Genomic DNA, 15,888 nt, shown 5'->3' with positions numbered 1-15,888 from the left:
CGCGCGACCCTGCCGGGTGCCGAGAGGTCACCGGCCGTGGCCGGCGGTGAGGTCAGTTCTCGTAGGAGGGAACGACCTCGGCCTTGTACTTCTTCGCGACGGTGTCCAGCGCGGCCTTCGGGTCCTTGTTCTGAATCAGGACCTCGGTGGCCATCTGGTCGAGCGGACCGAAGAACTGGCCGGCCTCGGGGATCCACGGACGACCCACGGCGGCCTCGTTGACCGCCTGGAACGCGGCGACGACGGCGTTGTTCTTGACCGCGTCGACCTGGTACGCGGAGGTCCGGGTGGGCAGCAGGCCGAGCTTCTCCGACAGGAAGGCCTGCGACTCGGCGGAACTCATGAACTTGACGAACGCGACAGCGGCGTCGACCTTCTCCTGCGGCATGCCGGACCAGATCACGTAGTTGTGGCCACCGACCGGGCCGCCGGCCTTGGCCGAGCCACCCGGCACCGGCGCGATGCCCAGGTTCTCCAGGCCGCCGAAGTCGGGTGCCGACTTGACGTTGTTGACCTCCCACGGCCCGTTGATGATCATGGCGACCTTCTTCTCCTTGAAGAGGGTCATCATGGTGCCGTAGCCGTCGTTGGCGGACGGCTTGGCCGCCGCGCCGCTGTCGATCAGGTCCTTGGCGATCGCCAGTCCGGCCGCGTTCTGCTCCGAGTTGACGATGATCTTCTTGCTGGCGGTGTCGACCAGGTCGCCACCCTCCCCGTACATGAAGGGCAGCAGGAAGTAGCCGGCCGGGTTGATGTAGACACCCTCGGCGTCGGTCTTCTCCTTGACGGTCTGCGCCGCGGTCTTCAGCTCGGCCCAGGTCTTCGGGGGCTCGCTGATGCCGGCCTGGCTCAGCAGTTCCTTGTTGTACATCAGCGCGAGGCTGTCGGTGACCTGGGGAACGCCGTAGGTCTTGCCGTCGAACTTGTTCGAGGCGAGCGGGGTCTCCAGGAAGTCGGACTCGTCGGCGAGCAACTCCGAGCCGTCCAGCGCGTAGAGGTAACCCAGTGAGGCGAACTCGGGCACCCAGGCAACCTCGGCCCGCAGAATGTCCGGCGCGCCGGTCTTGGCCTGCGCGGCGGTCTTGAACTTGTTCTGCGCCTCACCGAACGGGACCGACTGGTAGTTGATCTTGACGTTCGGGTAGGTCTGGTTGAACTTGGCGATCAGCTCCTTGAACGCCGGGCCCTCGTTCTGCGGATCCGAGGTGTCCCACCAGGTCAGTTCTGCGGTGAGGGAGGCGGGGTCGACCGCCGGCTGCTCCTCGGCCGCCTTCTCCTCCCCGCCGCACGCGGCGACGGAAAGGGCGAGGGTGGCAGAGGCGAGTACGGCGATCCCCCTGGCTGTGCGGCGCATGTTCGCTCCTAAGTTGCCTGCCGGGTAACGGCGGGGACAGTAGCAAGAAGTTTCGTAACTCGAAACCCCTTGCGAATGCCCTTGCAACAACCGTGCCTCATCCGCAACTTCAGTGCCCGACAAGTGTGTCTGTCTGGGCATTTCGCACCCGAGTGTGGTGACCGAACTCCCAGCCGGAGTCACTCTTCGCACACCCGCCGCGCACTCATAGTCCCCGTACGGCGCGGTGACGGCAAGCTCCGTGGGCACGCTCCCGACGATGGCTGCTCGATCCTGCAAGTTCTTGCCGACCAATGCGCAAGAACTTCCGGTGAGCTACAGTGCCGCCATGCGCGCTCGCCTGTCCGACATCGCCCAGCAGGCCGACGTCAGCGAGGCCACGGTGTCGCGGGTGCTCAACGACCGCCCCGGCGTGGCACCCGAGACCCGGCAGGCCGTCCTGACCGCCCTCGACGTGCTCGGTTACGAACGCCCCGCCCGACTGCGCAAGCGCAGCGCCGGGCTGGTCGGCCTGGTCGTACCCGAGCTGGACAACCCGATCTTCCCGGCGTTCGCCCAAATCATCGAGTCGGCCCTGGCCCCCACCGGCTACACCCCGGTGCTGTGCACGCAGACCCCCGGCGGAGTGCGCGAGGACGAGTACGTCGAGATGCTGTTGGACCGGCAGGTCTCCGGCATCGTCTTCGTCTCCGGGCTGCACGCCGACACCGCCGCCGACCACGACCGGTACCGGACCCTGCTCGCCCGCCCGCTGCCGATCGTGATGATCAACGGCTACGCGCCGGGCATCTCCGCACCCTTCGTCTCCTGCGACGACCGGGAGGCCGCCGAGCTGGCCGTGGCCCACCTGGTGGCCCTCGGCCACCGACGGATCGGCCTGATCACCGGCCCCGACCGTTTCGTACCGGTCCAACGCAAGGTCAGCGGCTACAAGGCGGCGATGGAGCGCCTCGCCGGGATCGGCGAGGACGAACTGGCCGAGCTGACCGAGCTGTCGCTGTTCGGCGTCGAGGGTGGGGAGGCGGCCGCCGGTCGGTTGATCGAGCGGGGCGCCACCGGCATCGTCTGCGGCTCGGACCTGATGGCCCTCGGCGCCATCCGGGCCGCCCGCCAGCGAGGGCTCTCCGTGCCGGCGGACCTCTCGGTGGTCGGCTACGACGACTCACCCCTGATGGCCTTCACCGACCCGCCGCTGACCACCATGCGCCAGCCTGTGGCCGCGATGGCGGTCGCCGCGGTGCGGGCCCTGGTCGACGAGATCAACGGCCACGCCGCCCCGCACTCGGAGTACCTGTTCCGGCCGGAGCTGGTGGTGCGGGGGTCGACGGCCGCGGCGCGGCAGGACGCCGCGAGCGGACCGGGCCGGCAGCGGCCCGCGCCGCCCGCGCTCGCCGTCCCGGCGTGACGTCGCCCGCACCGGGAGCATCATCGGCTCTTCTTGCGCAAGAAATGCTTGACTCTTGCAGAGCTGGCGCGGCATTCTTCTCAGACACCCGTGCGTCCCCACCTCACCCACGCCGGGTGCCGCCGTCCCGCGCCACAGAACGGGGAACACCCGATGACCGTCAGCACTCCCTCGCCGCTGACCTCCGACGCCGACTGGTGGCGGTCCGCCGTCGTCTACCAGGTCTACGTCCGCAGCTTCGCCGACTCCAACGGCGACGGCATCGGTGACCTCCAGGGCATCCGGGAACGCCTGCCCTACCTGCGGGAGCTGGGCGTCGACGCGCTCTGGCTGACCCCCTTCTACACCTCACCCATGGTCGACGGCGGCTACGACGTCGCCGACTACCGCGACGTGGACCCGATGTTCGGCAACCTCGCCGACTTCGAGGCGATGATCACCGACGCCCACGCGCTCGGCCTGCGGATCATCGTCGACATCGTGCCCAACCACACCTCCGACCAGCACCCGTGGTTCACCGCGGCGTTGGCCGCGGCCCCCGGTTCGCCGGAACGGGCGCGCTACCTCTTCGCCGACGGCAAGGGCGAGCACGGCGAAGAGCCCCCCAACGACTGGGAGAGCATCTTCGGCGGCCCGGCCTGGACCCGGGTCCCCGACGGGCAGTGGTACCTGCACCTGTTCGACCCGGCCCAACCCGACCTGAACTGGCGGCACCCCGAGGTGCGCGCCGAGTTCGAGGACGTACTCCGCTTCTGGCTGGACCGCGGCGTCGACGGATTCCGGATCGACGTGGCCCACGGCATGATCAAGGCCGAAGGGCTGCCGGACGTCGGCTTCAACTCGATGACCACCGGGCGGCGCCAGTCGGAACTGCTCGGCAAGGGTCGGCTGCCCTACTTCGACCAGGACGAGGTGCACGACATCTACCGGGCCTGGCGGCCCATCCTGGACAGCTACCCCGGCGGCCGGATGGCGGTCGCCGAGGCGTGGGCCGAAACACCGCAGCGACTGGCCCGCTACATCGGCGCCGACGAGCTGCACCAGGCGTTCAGCTTCGACTTCCTCGACGCCACCTGGTCGGCCGACTCGTTCCGGAAGGTGATCGACACAGCGCTGGCCGAGTCCACCATCGTCGGCGCACCGACCACCTGGGTGCTGTCCAACCACGACCGGCAGCGGCACGTCACCCGCTACGGTGACGGCGAGGTCGGGTTGCGTCGGGCCCGCGCCGCCGCCCTGCTGATGCTCGCCCTGCCCGGCTGCGCCTACCTCTACCAGGGGGAGGAGCTGGGCCTGCCCGAGGTGCTCGACCTGCCCGACGAACTGCGCCAGGACCCGGCCTTCCTGCGCACCGGCGAGAGCCGGGACGGCTGCCGGGTGCCGATTCCGTGGAGCGGCGAACTGGCACCGTACGGCTTCGGGCCGGCCGGCAGTGAGCTGAGCTGGCTGCCGGCCCCGGCGACCTGGCGTGCCCTCTCGGTGGCCGCCCAGACCGGTACGCCCGGCTCCACGCTGGAGCTGTACCGCGCGGCGCTGCGGATCCGCCACACCCATCCGGCGTTGGCCGGCACCGGCGGCATCACCTGGCTGGAGACCGGTCCGGGGGTGCTCGCCTTCCATCGGGAGGCCGACGACACCGTACTGACCTGCGTCGTGAACATCAGCGACGCGCCGGTGCTGATCGACGGATACGGCAGCCCGCTCGTCGCCAGCGCGACGCTCACCGAGCGCGACGGCGGGTACCTGCTCCCGGTCGACGCGGCCGTCTGGTTCGAGCGGCGCTGAACGGGTAAGAGCGGGCATCGGCCCCGGCCGTCCGGCGTGCTCCGCGCCGCCGGGCGGCCGGCAGGCGACCCCTTGTGGTGGGGGGTGCGGTGGTGCCGGTGCCCGGGGCGATCCCCCGGGCACCGGTACCGTTGGTCCGTCCGGCGACGGCTGCCTTGCCGGCTCAGCCGCTGGTGAGCTGGGCGGCGATCCGGGCGAACCCGGCACGCAGTTCGGCGGTGTCCGGCGCCGGCAGCGGTCCGGCCGCCCGGTCGTGCTCGGCCGCCTCCAGTTCCTCCTCGTCGATGGTGTCCTCGTAGTCGCCGTAGAGGTCGGCCTGGTCCACCCGCGCCACCTCGTCCTGTGCCGCGAGTTGCGCGGCGGCGATCTCACCGCGGATCTGCTCCACCGACACCGCCGGCACCAGCGGCTCCACCACCGCCATCAGCTGTTCCTCGGCGACCACCGCCTCGGCCAGAGCCAACGCGTGTGGTCGCTCGTAGGGGCCGCAGACCACCGGCTCCCAGTCGTCGGCGTCACCGAGCGGACCGAACGTGATGATCCACGGCAGCTCCAGCATCGGCGAGTCGGCCGGCAGGTCCAACGTCACGAGTGCCCCCACGGGCCCATCATCGCCGGTGTTCGACCAGGTGGGGGCGGGTTCGGCACAACATCGAGGGCCGGCGGCCGCTCAGCCCGCTCCACCCGGGGCACCGGGATCGGTGTCCACGTCAAGGTCGACCGGTGGGCGCCGACCGGCCAGGTCGACGGTCCGACCCCGCCGGCTCGTCGCCGCCAGCGCGGCGCCGAAGAGCACCAGTTGGTTGAGCAGGTAGAGGTAGACCAACAGGCCGACGGCGGTGGCCACGACCGTGTACGCCGGATTGTGCTCGATCCGCCCCACCCAGAACCGGCCGACGGTGTTGAGCAGGGTGATGCCGACCGCGACGATGAGCACCACCGGTCGCAGCCGGGACCGGCTCATCCGCAGCCGGGGCACCGCGACCAGCAGCAGGGTGGCGAGCACCGCGTTGACCAGCACGCTGAGCAGGGCACTGACCGTGGTCAGTGCCAGCGAGCCGGTGCTGCGCAGCAGGAAACGCAGCAGCGACTCCAGCGCGTCCACGGCCGCCACCGAGACACCGAGGAGCACGAAGACGACCACCAGCACGCCCAGGTCCACCAGCCGGCGGACGACCAGGTTTCCCGGGTGCTGATCGAGGCCGTGGATCAGCCGTTGCGAGGATCGGATCGCCTCGACCCACCCGATGCCGGTCAACACCAGGATCAACAGGCCGACCAGCCCGGCGGTGCCGCTGCTGTCGGCGACCTGCGCCGGGTCGAGGAACGGCAGGTTCTCACCGAGGAACTCCTCCGCCGCCGCGCGTACCTCGTCGTTGTCCTCCAGGATCGCGCCGAAGATCGCGTACGCGACCAGGGCCAGCGCGAAGACCGCGAAGAAGCCGTAGTACGCGATCGCGGCGGCCAGCCGGCCGCCCTGGAGGTCGGTGTAGAGCACCCCGGCGCGCCACAGGTGGCCGAAGACCGGGGAGCGGCGGCGCGCGGCCGTGAGCCGGCGGTCGACGGCCGCCTCGACCCGACCCAGAACGTTCACGTCGTCATCCTCGCCGATCCGTCGTCACCGCGTGCCGGGTACGACGTGCCGACCGAGGTGCTCAACCGCCCAGCCGGAAGTCCCGGCGTGGCTGCCACCGCGTCTGCCCGCTGTGCGAGAAGAGCGTGAAGCAGTCCACCTCGAACATCGCGGAGAAGTCCGCCAGGTCCTCGTACGCCTGGTCCAACGCCTCCGGCGCGACGTCCTGGGCCACCGTGACATGTGGATGGTAGGGAAACCGCAGTTCCCGACGTAGCTGGGGGGCGGCGTTGATCGCGGCGGCCAGCAGTTCGCACTCGCTGATGCCGGCGGCGACCGCGACGAAGACCACCTGGGTCACCGGCCGGAAGGTGCCGGTGCCCCGCAGGTGCAGGGTGAACGGCAGGTGGGCGGCGGCGACCTGGGCGAGATGCCGCTCCACGGCCGGCAGAGCGCTCACCGGGATCTCGGTCGGCCCGAGCAGGGTGACGTGGGCCCGCACCGTGTTGGGGTCACCGGACTCCAGCCGACGCCGGGTCAGCACGCTGCCCCACGGCTCCGGGATGTCCACCGCGATGCCGATCTGGACGGTGTCGCCGACAGCCGGCGCTCCGGTCCCCTGATCCACGCCTTGCGCCACCCCTTCGGCCATCGACCCCTGCCCGCACCGTCGCCCGCGCGTGGGCGGTCACCCGCCGCGTACCGGCGGGAAGAAGCCCACCCGCTCGTACGCGGTGCGCAGCGTCGGCACCGCCACCGCGCGGGCCTTCTCCGCCCCGGCGGCGAGGAGCTTGTCCAGTTGGGTGGGGTCATCGAGGTACGAACGGGTGCGCGCCTGGATGGGTTCGACGAACTCCCGGACCACCTCGGCGAGATCCTTCTTCAGGTCGCCGTAACCCCTGCCGTCGTATGCCGCGACCAGGTCGTCGATGCCACGCCCGCTCAGCGCCGAGAAGATGGTGAGCAGGTTCGAGATCCCGGGCTTGGTCTCCTCGTCGAAGACGATCTCCCGCCCGGTGTCGGTCACCGCCGACCTGATCTTCTTCGCCGAACGAGCCGGGTCCTCGAGCAGGTCGACGATGCCGGCCGGCGAGGAGGAGGACTTCGACATCTTGGCGGTCGGATCCTGCAGATCGGTGATCTTCGCGGTCTCCTTGACGATGTGCGGCGCCGGGACCGTGAATGTCCTGCCGAACAGCGAGTTGAACCGCTGTGCCAGATCGCGGGAGAGCTCCAGGTGCTGCCGCTGGTCCTCCCCCACCGGCACGGCGTTGGCCTGGTAGAGCAGGATGTCGGCGGCCTGCAGGATCGGGTAGGTGAACAGCCCGACGCTGGACCGTTCGTTGCCCTGCTTCTGCGACTTGTCCTTGAACTGGGTCATCCGGCTGGCCTCGCCGAACCCGGTGATGCAGCCGAGCACCCAGGCCAACTGGGCGTGCTCGGGCACCTGGGACTGCACGAACAGGGTGCAGCGTTCCGGGTCCAGCCCGACCGCGAGCAACTGCGCGGCGGCCACCCGGGAACGCTGGTGCAGCAGCTTCGGGTCGTGCCCGGCGGTGATGGCGTGCAGGTCGACCACGCAGTAGAACGCGTCGTGCGACTCCTGCAGCGCCACCCAGTGCCGTACCGCGCCGAGGTAGTTGCCGAGGTGGAACGAGTCGGCCGTCGGCTGGATGCCGGAGAAGACGCGGGGACGGACGGGAACGTCGGACATGCCGGCAATTCTGTCAGCAACGTCCGGCGTACGTCATGACGGGCCGGCGGGTCGAGGCCGGTCGGTGGCCGTCGCCACCTCGCGCCGCTGTTCCGGCAGGCGAGCGACGGTGACCGCGAGGCGGGCCACCCGCCGACCCTCCAGGGACAGCACCCGGAGCAACCAGCCGCCGGCCGGCGCTCCCACCGGATCGACGGCGACCGGCACCTCGTCGCCCGGCGCTGGCAGCCGTCCCAGCGCCGCCATCACAAACCCGCCCACCGTCTCGTACGGTCCCGGCGGTAACGGCACGCCGGTACGTTCGGCGAAGTCGGCGAGGTTGAGCCGGCCGTCCACCACCGCCGGCAGCCCGCGGTACGCGGGTCCGGGCGGGTCGGCGTACTCGTCGTGGATCTCACCGACCAGTTCCTCGATGAGGTCCTCGCAGGTGACGATGCCGGCGGTGCCCCCGTACTCGTCGACCACCACCGCCAGGTGGTGCCCCTCCCGTCGCATCTCGGTCAGCGCGGCGAGCACCCGTTTGCTGGCCGGCAGACGCTTGACCTCGCGGGCCAGCGCGCCGACCGTGGTGCCCGGTACCCGGTCCGGGCCGAGCAGCAGGTCACGCAGGTGCACGACGCCGACCACGTCGTCGTGGGTGCCGTCGACCACCGGATAGCGGGTGTGCGGGCCGGCCCGCACCAGCGGTTCCGCCTCGGCGATGGTCAGTGCCGCGGAGAGGAAGACCACCTCGGTGCGGGGCATCATCACCTCGCGTACCAGGCTCGCACCCGCCACCAGCACCTCGTCGATGATCCGACGTCCCACCGGATCGAGAACGGTGTTGGCGGCGACCAGGTCCCGCAGCTCCGCCTCGCTGATCCGCTCCCGACCGGCGGCCGGACCGGCGCCGAGCAGGTCGGTGACCAGCCGCAGGGTGCCGTCGGCGGCCCGGACCACGACCCGGGCGACCGCTCGGGCCAGCGGACCTGGCTGACGGCGGGGCAGGTCGTGGCCACGCCGCCGGGGTACGCGCCGACGCGAGGCCCGCATGGAAATGATGGTAGTCAGCTCCGCCCCGCCGCCGACATGTTCGACTCTGTTCAGAATTGATCGTTCGTGCTGCAATGGGGTGCCCGTGGGGTGGGCGTGGCCACGGTCCGCCACCGTAGGGTGACCACCACGAGGCCGCGACCCGTGCCGGCCAGGCAGGAGGAACCGACGTGAAACTGCTCGTCACCGGTGGCGCCGGCTTCATCGGCAGCGTGGTGACCCGGATGCTGCTCGACGCCGGGCACGAGGTGGTCGTCCTGGACGACCTGCGCACCGGCCACCGGGTCGCGCTTGCCCCCGAGGCCACCCACGTCGAGGCCGGCATCCACGACGCGGCCACGGTGCTCACCCCGCAGGCCGGCTTCGACGGCGTGCTGCACTTCGCCGCGCTCATCGCGGCCGGTGAGTCGATGGTCGCCCCCGAGCGGTACTGGCACAACAACACCGTCGGCACGCTGGCGCTGATCGACGCGGTGCGCGCCGCCGGCGTACCACGGCTGGTGTTCTCCTCCACCGCCGCCGTCTACGGCAACCCCACCGAGCTGCCCATCCCGGAGACCGCCGTCAAGGCGCCCACCAACACGTACGGGGCGACGAAGCTCGCCGCCGACATGGCGCTCACCTCCGAGTCGATCGGGCACGGCCTCGCCGCCGTCTCGCTGCGCTACTTCAACGTCGCCGGTGCCCACTTGGACGGAGACGTCGCCCTCGGCGAGCGGCACGACCCAGAGACCCACCTCATCCCGATCGCGCTGGAGGTGGCCGCCGAACGGCGGGACAAGCTGCAACTCTTCGGCGACGACTACCCCACCGTCGACGGCACCTGCGTCCGCGACTACATCCACGTCTCCGACCTGGCCCGCGCCCACCTGCTCGCCCTCGACGCGGCCACCGGCGGGCAGCACCGCATCTACAACCTCGGAAACGGCAACGGCTTCACCAACCGGCAGGTGGTCGAGGTCGTCCGCGAGGTCACCGGGCATCCGGTGCCGGTCGAGGTGGCGCCCCGCCGCGAGGGAGACCCGGCCGAACTGGTCGCCTCCTCCACCCTGGCCCGCGCCGAGCTGGGCTGGGAGCCCCGCAAGCCCACCCTGCACGACATGGTCAGCGACGCCTGGGCCTTCTACCGCGCGCAGGTCCTGGAGCGGTGAACCGCCCCGACGTGGCCGAGCGCGCCGGGACCGGCTTCCAGCGCGTGTACGGCGCGGCACCCAACGGCCGCTGGGCGGCCCCCGGCCGGGTCAACCTGATCGGCGAGCACACCGACTACAACGACGGTTTCGTGCTGCCGTTCGCGCTCCCGCTGCGTACCGTCGTCGCCGCCGCGCCGCAGCCGGCCGGACGCTGGACGGTCTGGTCGGAGTTGACCGGCGAGACGGTCGACTTCGGCGCCGCCGAGGTAACCGACCCCGGCCGGGTCACCGGCTGGGCCGCGTACGTGGCCGGGGTGGTGTGGGCGCTCCGGGAAGCGGGCCACCAGGTGCCCGGCGCCCGGCTCGCCGTCGCCTCCGACGTGCCGCTCGGTGCCGGGCTCTCCTCCTCCGCCGCACTGGAGGCCGCCGTGCTCACCGCCCTGGTCGACCTGGGCGGGCTGGCGGTACCGGCGGAACAGCAGCCCCGGCTGGCCCAGCGGGCCGAGAACCACTACGTCGGCGCGCCCACCGGAATCATGGACCAGTCGGCGGCGATCCGCTGCCGCACCGGGCACGCGCTCTTCCTCGACTGCCGTACCGAGCGGGTGGAACACATCCCCTTCGACCTCGACCGTGCCGGCCTCTCGATACTGGTGATCGACAGCCGCGCCCCCCACCGGCACGCCGACGGCGAGTACGCCTCCCGTCGCGCCAGCTGCGAGAAGGCCGCAGCCCTGCTCGGCGTACCCGCCCTGCGGGACGTGCCCGTCGCCGACCTCGACGACGCGTTGGCGCGGCTGCCCGACGACGAGATCCGGCGTCGGGTCCGCCACGTGGTCACCGAGGACCAACGCGTGCTCGACGCCGTGGCGCTGCTCCGCGACAACCGGGTCCGGCAGATCGGGCCGCTGCTCACCGCCTCGCATGCCTCCATGCGGGACGACTTCGCCATCACCGTGCCCGAGGTCGACACGGCGGTCGAGGCCGCGCTGGCCGCCGGGGCACTGGGCGCCCGGATGACCGGCGGCGGCTTCGGCGGCTGCGTGCTGGCCCTGATCGACGCTGATCAGGCCGACCAGGTGGCTGCGGCCGTCACCGCCGCGTCCGCCGACTGCGGCTACACCGCGCCCACCCTCACCACCGCCGTGCCCTCCGCCGGTGCCACCCGCCTCGACTGACTCCCCCACCAACCCGCCCGGTTGATCATGAAGTTGTTATCGAATTCATCGATCAACACCGGCAACAACTTCATGATCAACCTGCGGCAGCAAGGAGGGGATCGGAGGAGGAGGGGGGCGTCAGGCGGTTTCGACGATCATTCCGGCGCCGACGGTGCGGTTGGTGGTCTCGTCGATGATGATGAAGCCACCGGTGGTGCGGTTGCGGCGGTACTCGTCGGCCAGCAGGGGGACGGTGGTCCGCAGGCGGACCCGGCCGATCTCGTTGAGCCGCAACTCGTTCGCCGACTCGTCCCGGTGCAGCGAGTTGATGTCGAGACGGTAGTGCAGGCCGCGAACGATCGCCCGAGCCGAGCGGGTCGTGTGCTTGATCGCGTACTTGCCGCCGACCTGCAACGGACGGGTCTCGTCCATCCAGCAGACCATCGCCTCGATGTCCTGGGCCACCGCCGGCGCGTTGTTCGGCCGGCAGATCATGTCACCGCGGGAGATGTCGATCTCGTCTTCCAGACGTACCGTCACCGACATCGGCGGGAACGCCTCCGCGACCGGCCCGTCGGCGGTCTCCACCGCGGCGATCCGGCTGGTGAAGCCCGACGGGAGCACCATCACCTCGTCACCCGGCTTGAGCACCCCCGAGGCCACCTGGCCGGCGTAGCCCCGGTAATCGGTGACGGTGGTCGACTGCGGGCGGATCACGTACTGCACCGGGAAGCGGACGTCGACCAGGTTGCGGTCGCTGGCGATGTGCACCCGCTCCAGGTGGTGCAGCAGCGCCGGGCCCTCGTACCAGGGCATGTTCTCCGAACGGCTGACGATGTTGTCGCCGCGCAACGCGGAGATCGGCACCACCGTCAGGTCCGGCACGTCCAACTTCGCGGCGAAGGCGGTGAACTCGTCGGCGATCCGCTCGAAGACCTCCTGCGAGAAGTCGACCAGATCCATCTTGTTGACGCAGAGCACCAGGTGCGGCACGCGCAGCAGGGAGCAGAGGAAGGCGTGCCGGCGGGACTGCTCGACCAGGCCCTTGCGGGCATCCACCAGGATCAGCGCCAGATCCGCGGTGGAGGCCCCGGTGACCATGTTCCGGGTGTACTGGATGTGCCCCGGGGTGTCGGCGATGATGAACTTGCGCCGGGGCGTGGCGAAGTAGCGGTACGCCACATCGATCGTGATGCCCTGCTCCCGCTCCGCCCGCAGGCCGTCGGTGAGCAGCGCCAGGTTCGTGTACTCGTCGCCCCGAGCCGCGCTGACCGCCTCCACCGCCGCCAACTGGTCGGTGAACAACGACTTCGTGTCGTAGAGCAGCCGACCGATCAGGGTCGACTTGCCGTCGTCCACGCTTCCGGCCGTGGCGAAGCGCAGCAGGTCCATCGGCCGGCCCTCCGCCACGGACGGGGCCGACGCGAGCGTCTCGGTGGTCATCAGAAGTAGCCCTCCCGCTTACGGTCCTCCATCGCGGCCTCGCTGACCCGGTCGTCGCCCCGGGTCGCCCCACGCTCGGTGATCCGGGTCGCGGCGACCTCCTCGATGACCTTCTCGACCGTGTCCGCGTCGGAACGGACCGCCGCCGTGCAGGAGGCGTCGCCCACCGTGCGATACCGCACCCGGGCCTTGAACCGCTCCTCACCGGCGCGCGCCGGCAGAAACTCGTTGACCGCGTAGAGCATCCCGTCGCGCTCGACCACCTCGCGCTCGTGCGCGTAGTAGATCGACGGCAACTCGATGCGCTCCCGGGCGATGTAGTGCCACACGTCCAACTCGGTCCAGTTGGACAGCGGAAAGACCCGGATCGACTCGCCCGGGTGGTGCCGGCCGTTGTAGAGCGCCCACAACTCGGGCCGCTGGTTCTTCGGGTCCCACTGGCCGAACTCGTCGCGGAAGCTGAACATCCGCTCCTTCGCCCGCGCCTTCTCCTCGTCCCGCCGGGCGCCCCCGAACAGGGCGTTGAAGCGGTGCTTCTCCACCGCCTCCAGCAGCACCGGCGTCTGGATCCGGTTACGCATCCCGTCGGCGGACTCCCGGACCAGGCCGCTGGCCAGGGCCTCCGGCACGCTGGCCACCACCAGTTGCAGGCTCAGCTCAGCCACCCGCTGGTCGCGATAGTCCAGCACCTCGGGAAAGTTGTGCCCGGTGTCGACGTGCATCACCGGAAACGGAATGTGGCCCGGCGCGAACGCCTTCTGCGCCAGCCGGAGCATGACGATCGAGTCCTTGCCGCCGGAGAAGAGCAGCACCGGCCGCTCCATCTCGGCGACCACCTCGCGCATCACGAAGATGCTCTCCGCCTCCAGCGCGTCGAGATGGGTGACCTGGTACGCCGCGCTGGTCATGACACCGGCTCGATTCGCTCGGTCATCCGCTTTCCAGACCTTTCCGGTCGGGGATGTCAGAAAGTAGCGACAGGCTACCCGCAATGCCGCTGCAGCGCTGCAAGTAACCGGCTGGCGAGATCCTTGCGGCACACCAGCAGATCAGGCAGGCGAGGATCCGCCTCGTTGTATTTCAGCGCAGAACCGTCGATCCGGGAAGCGTGCAGTCCGGTGGCCGTCGCCACAGCCACCGGTGCCGCCGAGTCCCACTCGTACTGCCCGCCGGCGTGGATGTAGGCGTCCACCTCACCGGTGACCACAGCCGCGATCTTCGCCCCGGCGGAACCCATCGGCACCAACTGCGCCCCGACCTCCTCGGCGAGATCGGTCAGGAACACCGGCGGCCGGCTGCGACTCGCCGCCAACCGCAACCGCCAGGCACCACCGGCCCTCGCCGCCTCCGGCGTCATCGGCGGATAGGCCGGCGGAAGGTCCGTACCCAGCACCCGATGCTGGGCCGGCAACCCGACCGCACCGGCGACCAGACCGTGCGGAGTGGCCGCGCTACGCGCCCAGAGGGCCACGTGCACCGCCCAGTCCGCGCGCCCCTCCTCGCTGAACTCCCGCGTACCGTCCAACGGATCGATGATCCAGACCCGGTCGGCGGCCAACCGGGAGACGACACCGGTGTTCGCCTCGGCCGACCGGGCCAGCCGGGAACCCTCGTCCTCCTCGGAGAGCACCGCGTCACCCGGGCGCCACCTCGCCAGCTCGGTACGGATCAGGTCGTGTGAGACCTTGTCCCCCGCCGACTTCAACGCGCCCGCGTCCGCGAACCCCATCTCGGCCCGCAGGCCGAGCAACGCCTGCCCGGCCCGATCCGCCAGCCACCGCGCGAACGCGCCGTCGATCATCGGTGGACCGCTCATGCTTCCGCTCCCGTCGCCTCAAACCCCGTGATAAAGGTTCTGAGTGGGCTCCACACCTCGGTTGACCACGGATTCCACCATGTCCGCCGCCCGGTCCACCAGGAAGTCCAACTCCTTGCGCTCCACCGTGCCGAAATCCGACAGCACGTAGTCCGCCGGATCCTGCCGCCCCGGCGGTCGACCGATCCCGAACCGCACCCGCACGTAATCCTTCGTGCCCAACGACTTCGACATCGATCGCAGGCCGTTGTGCCCGCCCTCACCACCGCCGCACTTGACCCGCAGCTGGCCGTATCCGATGTCCAACTCGTCATGCACCGCGATCACCCGACCCGGCGGCACCTTGTAGAACTGCGCCAGGCTGACCACCGGGCCTCCGGAAAGATTCATGTAGGTCAGCGGCTTGGCCAGCACCAGCTTCGGCCCCCCCAACCCGAGCCGCCCCTCCGCGACCTCCGCCACGGCCCGCCGGTGCCGGCCGAACTTCCCACCCAACCGACCGGCCAGCAGCTCGGCGACCATGAACCCGACGTTGTGCCGATTGCCCGCGTACTCCCGGCCCGGGTTACCCAGGCCGACCACGAGCCACGGCCCGGTCTCGTCCGTCACCGCCGCACCTCCCGCTCACGCCGGCGGCCGCCCCCGCCCGCACCGCCGATCATCCGATACGCCGACAGGCGCCCCCGACGAACCGGGGACGCCTGTCGCAAACTGAACCGCGAGACGATCAGGCCTCGGTACGACCCTCGGTGCCGGCCTCGCCCTCGGCGGCCGGCTCCTCGGCACCCTCGGCGGCACCCTCGGTGACCTCGCCGACCTCGGCCTCGGCCTCCTCGGTGGCCGTCTCGACCTCGGGCAGCGTCGCCTCCAGCTGCTCGGCGGTCGGCGCGGCGGTGACCGTGGCGATGGCCAGCTCCGGGTCGGCGGCCAGCTCCACACCCGCCGGCAACGTCACGTCACTGGCGGTCACCTGGGAACCTGCCTCGGCACCCTCGATCGACGCCTCCAGGTGATCCGGCACCTTGGTCGCGTCGGCGGTCACCGAAAGGGTGTCGTGGTCGTGCACGATCAGGGTGTCGCGGGCGGCCTCGCCGGTGAGCTGGACCGGAACGTCCACCGTGACCTTCTCGCCCCGACGCACCAGCAGCAGGTCGACGTGCTCGAACGTGTCCTTGATCGGGTCACGCTGAATCGCCTTCGGCAGCGCCAGCGCCTGAGTGCCGTCGCTCACGTCGATGGCGAAGAGCTGGTTGGCGCCGCCCTTGCGGATCGCGGCCGCGAACTCTCGGGCCGGCAGCGCGATGTGCTTGGGCTTCTCGCCATGGCCGTACAGCACGGCGGGCACCTTGCCGGCCCGGCGGGTACGACGGGCACCACCCTTGCCGAACTCGGTGCGGGGCTCGGCGCTGATCTTTACCTCGGACACGGGGAAACTCCTGATGCTTCGCTGCGGCAGCTTGTCGTCTGGCGGTG

General features: G+C 70.6%; 15 protein-coding genes. 4 read left to right on the top strand and 11 right to left on the bottom strand.

Annotation, left to right across the window (positions count from 1 at the left end; translation table 11 throughout):
• Window positions 1–52: 52 nt before the first annotated feature.
• A complete protein-coding gene (locus tag SM447_RS14745) occupies window positions 53–1,354 on the bottom strand; it encodes an extracellular solute-binding protein (RefSeq protein WP_474573357.1) in 1,302 nt (433 codons plus the stop codon).
• Between the two features lie 328 nt (window positions 1,355–1,682).
• On the opposite strand from SM447_RS14745, the gene SM447_RS14740 reads away from it, so the two are divergent.
• Together SM447_RS14740 and SM447_RS14735 are read left to right on the top strand one after the other, a co-directional pair.
• Window positions 1,683–2,759: a LacI family DNA-binding transcriptional regulator gene (locus tag SM447_RS14740; protein WP_474573356.1), complete on the top strand. Its 1,077-nt coding sequence runs from the start codon at window positions 1,683–1,685 to the stop codon at window positions 2,757–2,759.
• Between the two features lie 153 nt (window positions 2,760–2,912).
• Window positions 2,913–4,544 (top strand): glycoside hydrolase family 13 protein, encoded by a 1,632-nt coding sequence (locus SM447_RS14735; RefSeq protein WP_474573355.1) that lies wholly within the window; start codon window positions 2,913–2,915, stop codon window positions 4,542–4,544.
• Between the two features lie 163 nt (window positions 4,545–4,707).
• On the opposite strand, the gene SM447_RS14730 is transcribed toward SM447_RS14735, so the two are convergent.
• From SM447_RS14730 to SM447_RS14710, 5 genes are all read right to left on the bottom strand, one after another.
• Complete coding sequence (locus SM447_RS14730) at window positions 4,708–5,145, bottom strand: hypothetical protein (RefSeq protein ID WP_474573354.1); 438 nt, start codon at window positions 5,143–5,145, stop codon at window positions 4,708–4,710.
• A gap of 69 nt (window positions 5,146–5,214) precedes the next feature.
• Window positions 5,215–6,138: a YhjD/YihY/BrkB family envelope integrity protein gene (locus SM447_RS14725; protein ID WP_474573353.1), complete on the bottom strand. Its 924-nt coding sequence runs from the start codon at window positions 6,136–6,138 to the stop codon at window positions 5,215–5,217.
• A 61-nt stretch (window positions 6,139–6,199) separates the two neighbouring features.
• Window positions 6,200–6,769 carry a 2'-5' RNA ligase family protein gene (locus SM447_RS14720; protein WP_474573352.1) on the bottom strand — a complete coding sequence of 190 codons (570 nt, stop codon included), beginning with the start codon at window positions 6,767–6,769 and terminating at the stop codon, window positions 6,200–6,202.
• Window positions 6,770–6,805: 36 nt separating this feature from the next.
• Window positions 6,806–7,831, bottom strand: a complete 1,026-nt coding sequence (gene trpS / locus SM447_RS14715) for a tryptophan--tRNA ligase (RefSeq protein WP_474573351.1) — start codon at window positions 7,829–7,831, stop codon at window positions 6,806–6,808.
• A gap of 33 nt (window positions 7,832–7,864) precedes the next feature.
• Entirely contained in the window at window positions 7,865–8,863 is a 999-nt protein-coding gene (locus SM447_RS14710; protein ID WP_474573350.1) for a hemolysin family protein, read from the bottom strand.
• Window positions 8,864–9,087: 224 nt separating this feature from the next.
• Between SM447_RS14710 and galE the strand changes: the two genes are divergently transcribed.
• The gene (gene galE / locus SM447_RS14705; RefSeq protein WP_474573594.1) at window positions 9,088–10,014 is read left to right on the top strand and encodes a UDP-glucose 4-epimerase GalE; all 927 of its coding nucleotides are present in this window, start codon (window positions 9,088–9,090) and stop codon (window positions 10,012–10,014) included.
• Window positions 10,011–11,174 carry a galactokinase gene (galK, locus tag SM447_RS14700; RefSeq protein WP_474573349.1) on the top strand — a complete coding sequence of 388 codons (1,164 nt, stop codon included), beginning with the start codon at window positions 10,011–10,013 and terminating at the stop codon, window positions 11,172–11,174. Before galE ends, galK begins: the two co-directional genes overlap by 4 nt.
• Window positions 11,175–11,294: 120 nt before the next feature.
• On the opposite strand, the gene cysN is transcribed toward galK, so the two are convergent.
• The 5 genes from cysN to SM447_RS14675 all read right to left on the bottom strand — a co-directional run bounded on the left by cysN (window position 11,295) and on the right by SM447_RS14675 (window position 15,841).
• On the bottom strand, window positions 11,295–12,599 hold the full coding sequence (cysN, locus tag SM447_RS14695; RefSeq protein WP_474573348.1) for a sulfate adenylyltransferase subunit CysN: 1,305 nt from the start codon (window positions 12,597–12,599) through the stop codon (window positions 11,295–11,297).
• Complete coding sequence (cysD, locus tag SM447_RS14690) at window positions 12,599–13,507, bottom strand: sulfate adenylyltransferase subunit CysD (RefSeq protein ID WP_474573347.1); 909 nt, start codon at window positions 13,505–13,507, stop codon at window positions 12,599–12,601. Before cysD ends, cysN begins: the two co-directional genes overlap by 1 nt.
• 74 nt (window positions 13,508–13,581) lie before the next feature.
• The gene (locus tag SM447_RS14685) at window positions 13,582–14,415 is read right to left on the bottom strand and encodes an inositol monophosphatase family protein (protein ID WP_474573346.1); all 834 of its coding nucleotides are present in this window, start codon (window positions 14,413–14,415) and stop codon (window positions 13,582–13,584) included.
• An 18-nt stretch (window positions 14,416–14,433) separates the two neighbouring features.
• Window positions 14,434–15,024 (bottom strand): aminoacyl-tRNA hydrolase, encoded by a 591-nt coding sequence (pth, locus tag SM447_RS14680; RefSeq protein WP_474573345.1) that lies wholly within the window; start codon window positions 15,022–15,024, stop codon window positions 14,434–14,436.
• Between the two features lie 118 nt (window positions 15,025–15,142).
• Window positions 15,143–15,841: a 50S ribosomal protein L25/general stress protein Ctc gene (locus SM447_RS14675; protein WP_474573344.1), complete on the bottom strand. Its 699-nt coding sequence runs from the start codon at window positions 15,839–15,841 to the stop codon at window positions 15,143–15,145.
• Between the last annotated feature and the right edge of the window lie 47 nt (window positions 15,842–15,888).

This window comes from Micromonospora aridisoli, from assembly GCF_056150025.1.
The sequence above is the reverse complement of the archived record's forward strand: the minus strand, read 5'-3'. Positions and strand labels throughout refer to the sequence as shown.

Excerpts from the sequence above, each read along its gene's own strand:
- SM447_RS14745 (WP_474573357.1), bottom strand. The coding sequence starts at position 1,354 with ATGCGCCGCACAGCCAGGGGGATCGCCGTACTCGCCTCTGCCACCCTC.
- SM447_RS14740 (WP_474573356.1), top strand. The coding sequence starts at position 1,683 with ATGCGCGCTCGCCTGTCCGACATCGCCCAGCAGGCCGACGTCAGCGAG.
- SM447_RS14735 (WP_474573355.1), top strand. The coding sequence starts at position 2,913 with ATGACCGTCAGCACTCCCTCGCCGCTGACCTCCGACGCCGACTGGTGG.
- SM447_RS14720 (WP_474573352.1), bottom strand. The coding sequence starts at position 6,769 with ATGGCCGAAGGGGTGGCGCAAGGCGTGGATCAGGGGACCGGAGCGCCG.
- trpS (WP_474573351.1), bottom strand. The coding sequence starts at position 7,831 with ATGTCCGACGTTCCCGTCCGTCCCCGCGTCTTCTCCGGCATCCAGCCG.
- SM447_RS14710 (WP_474573350.1), bottom strand. The coding sequence starts at position 8,863 with ATGCGGGCCTCGCGTCGGCGCGTACCCCGGCGGCGTGGCCACGACCTG.
- galE (WP_474573594.1), top strand. The coding sequence starts at position 9,088 with ATGCTGCTCGACGCCGGGCACGAGGTGGTCGTCCTGGACGACCTGCGC.
- cysN (WP_474573348.1), bottom strand. The coding sequence starts at position 12,599 with ATGACCACCGAGACGCTCGCGTCGGCCCCGTCCGTGGCGGAGGGCCGG.
- cysD (WP_474573347.1), bottom strand. The coding sequence starts at position 13,507 with ATGACCAGCGCGGCGTACCAGGTCACCCATCTCGACGCGCTGGAGGCG.
- SM447_RS14685 (WP_474573346.1), bottom strand. The coding sequence starts at position 14,415 with ATGAGCGGTCCACCGATGATCGACGGCGCGTTCGCGCGGTGGCTGGCG.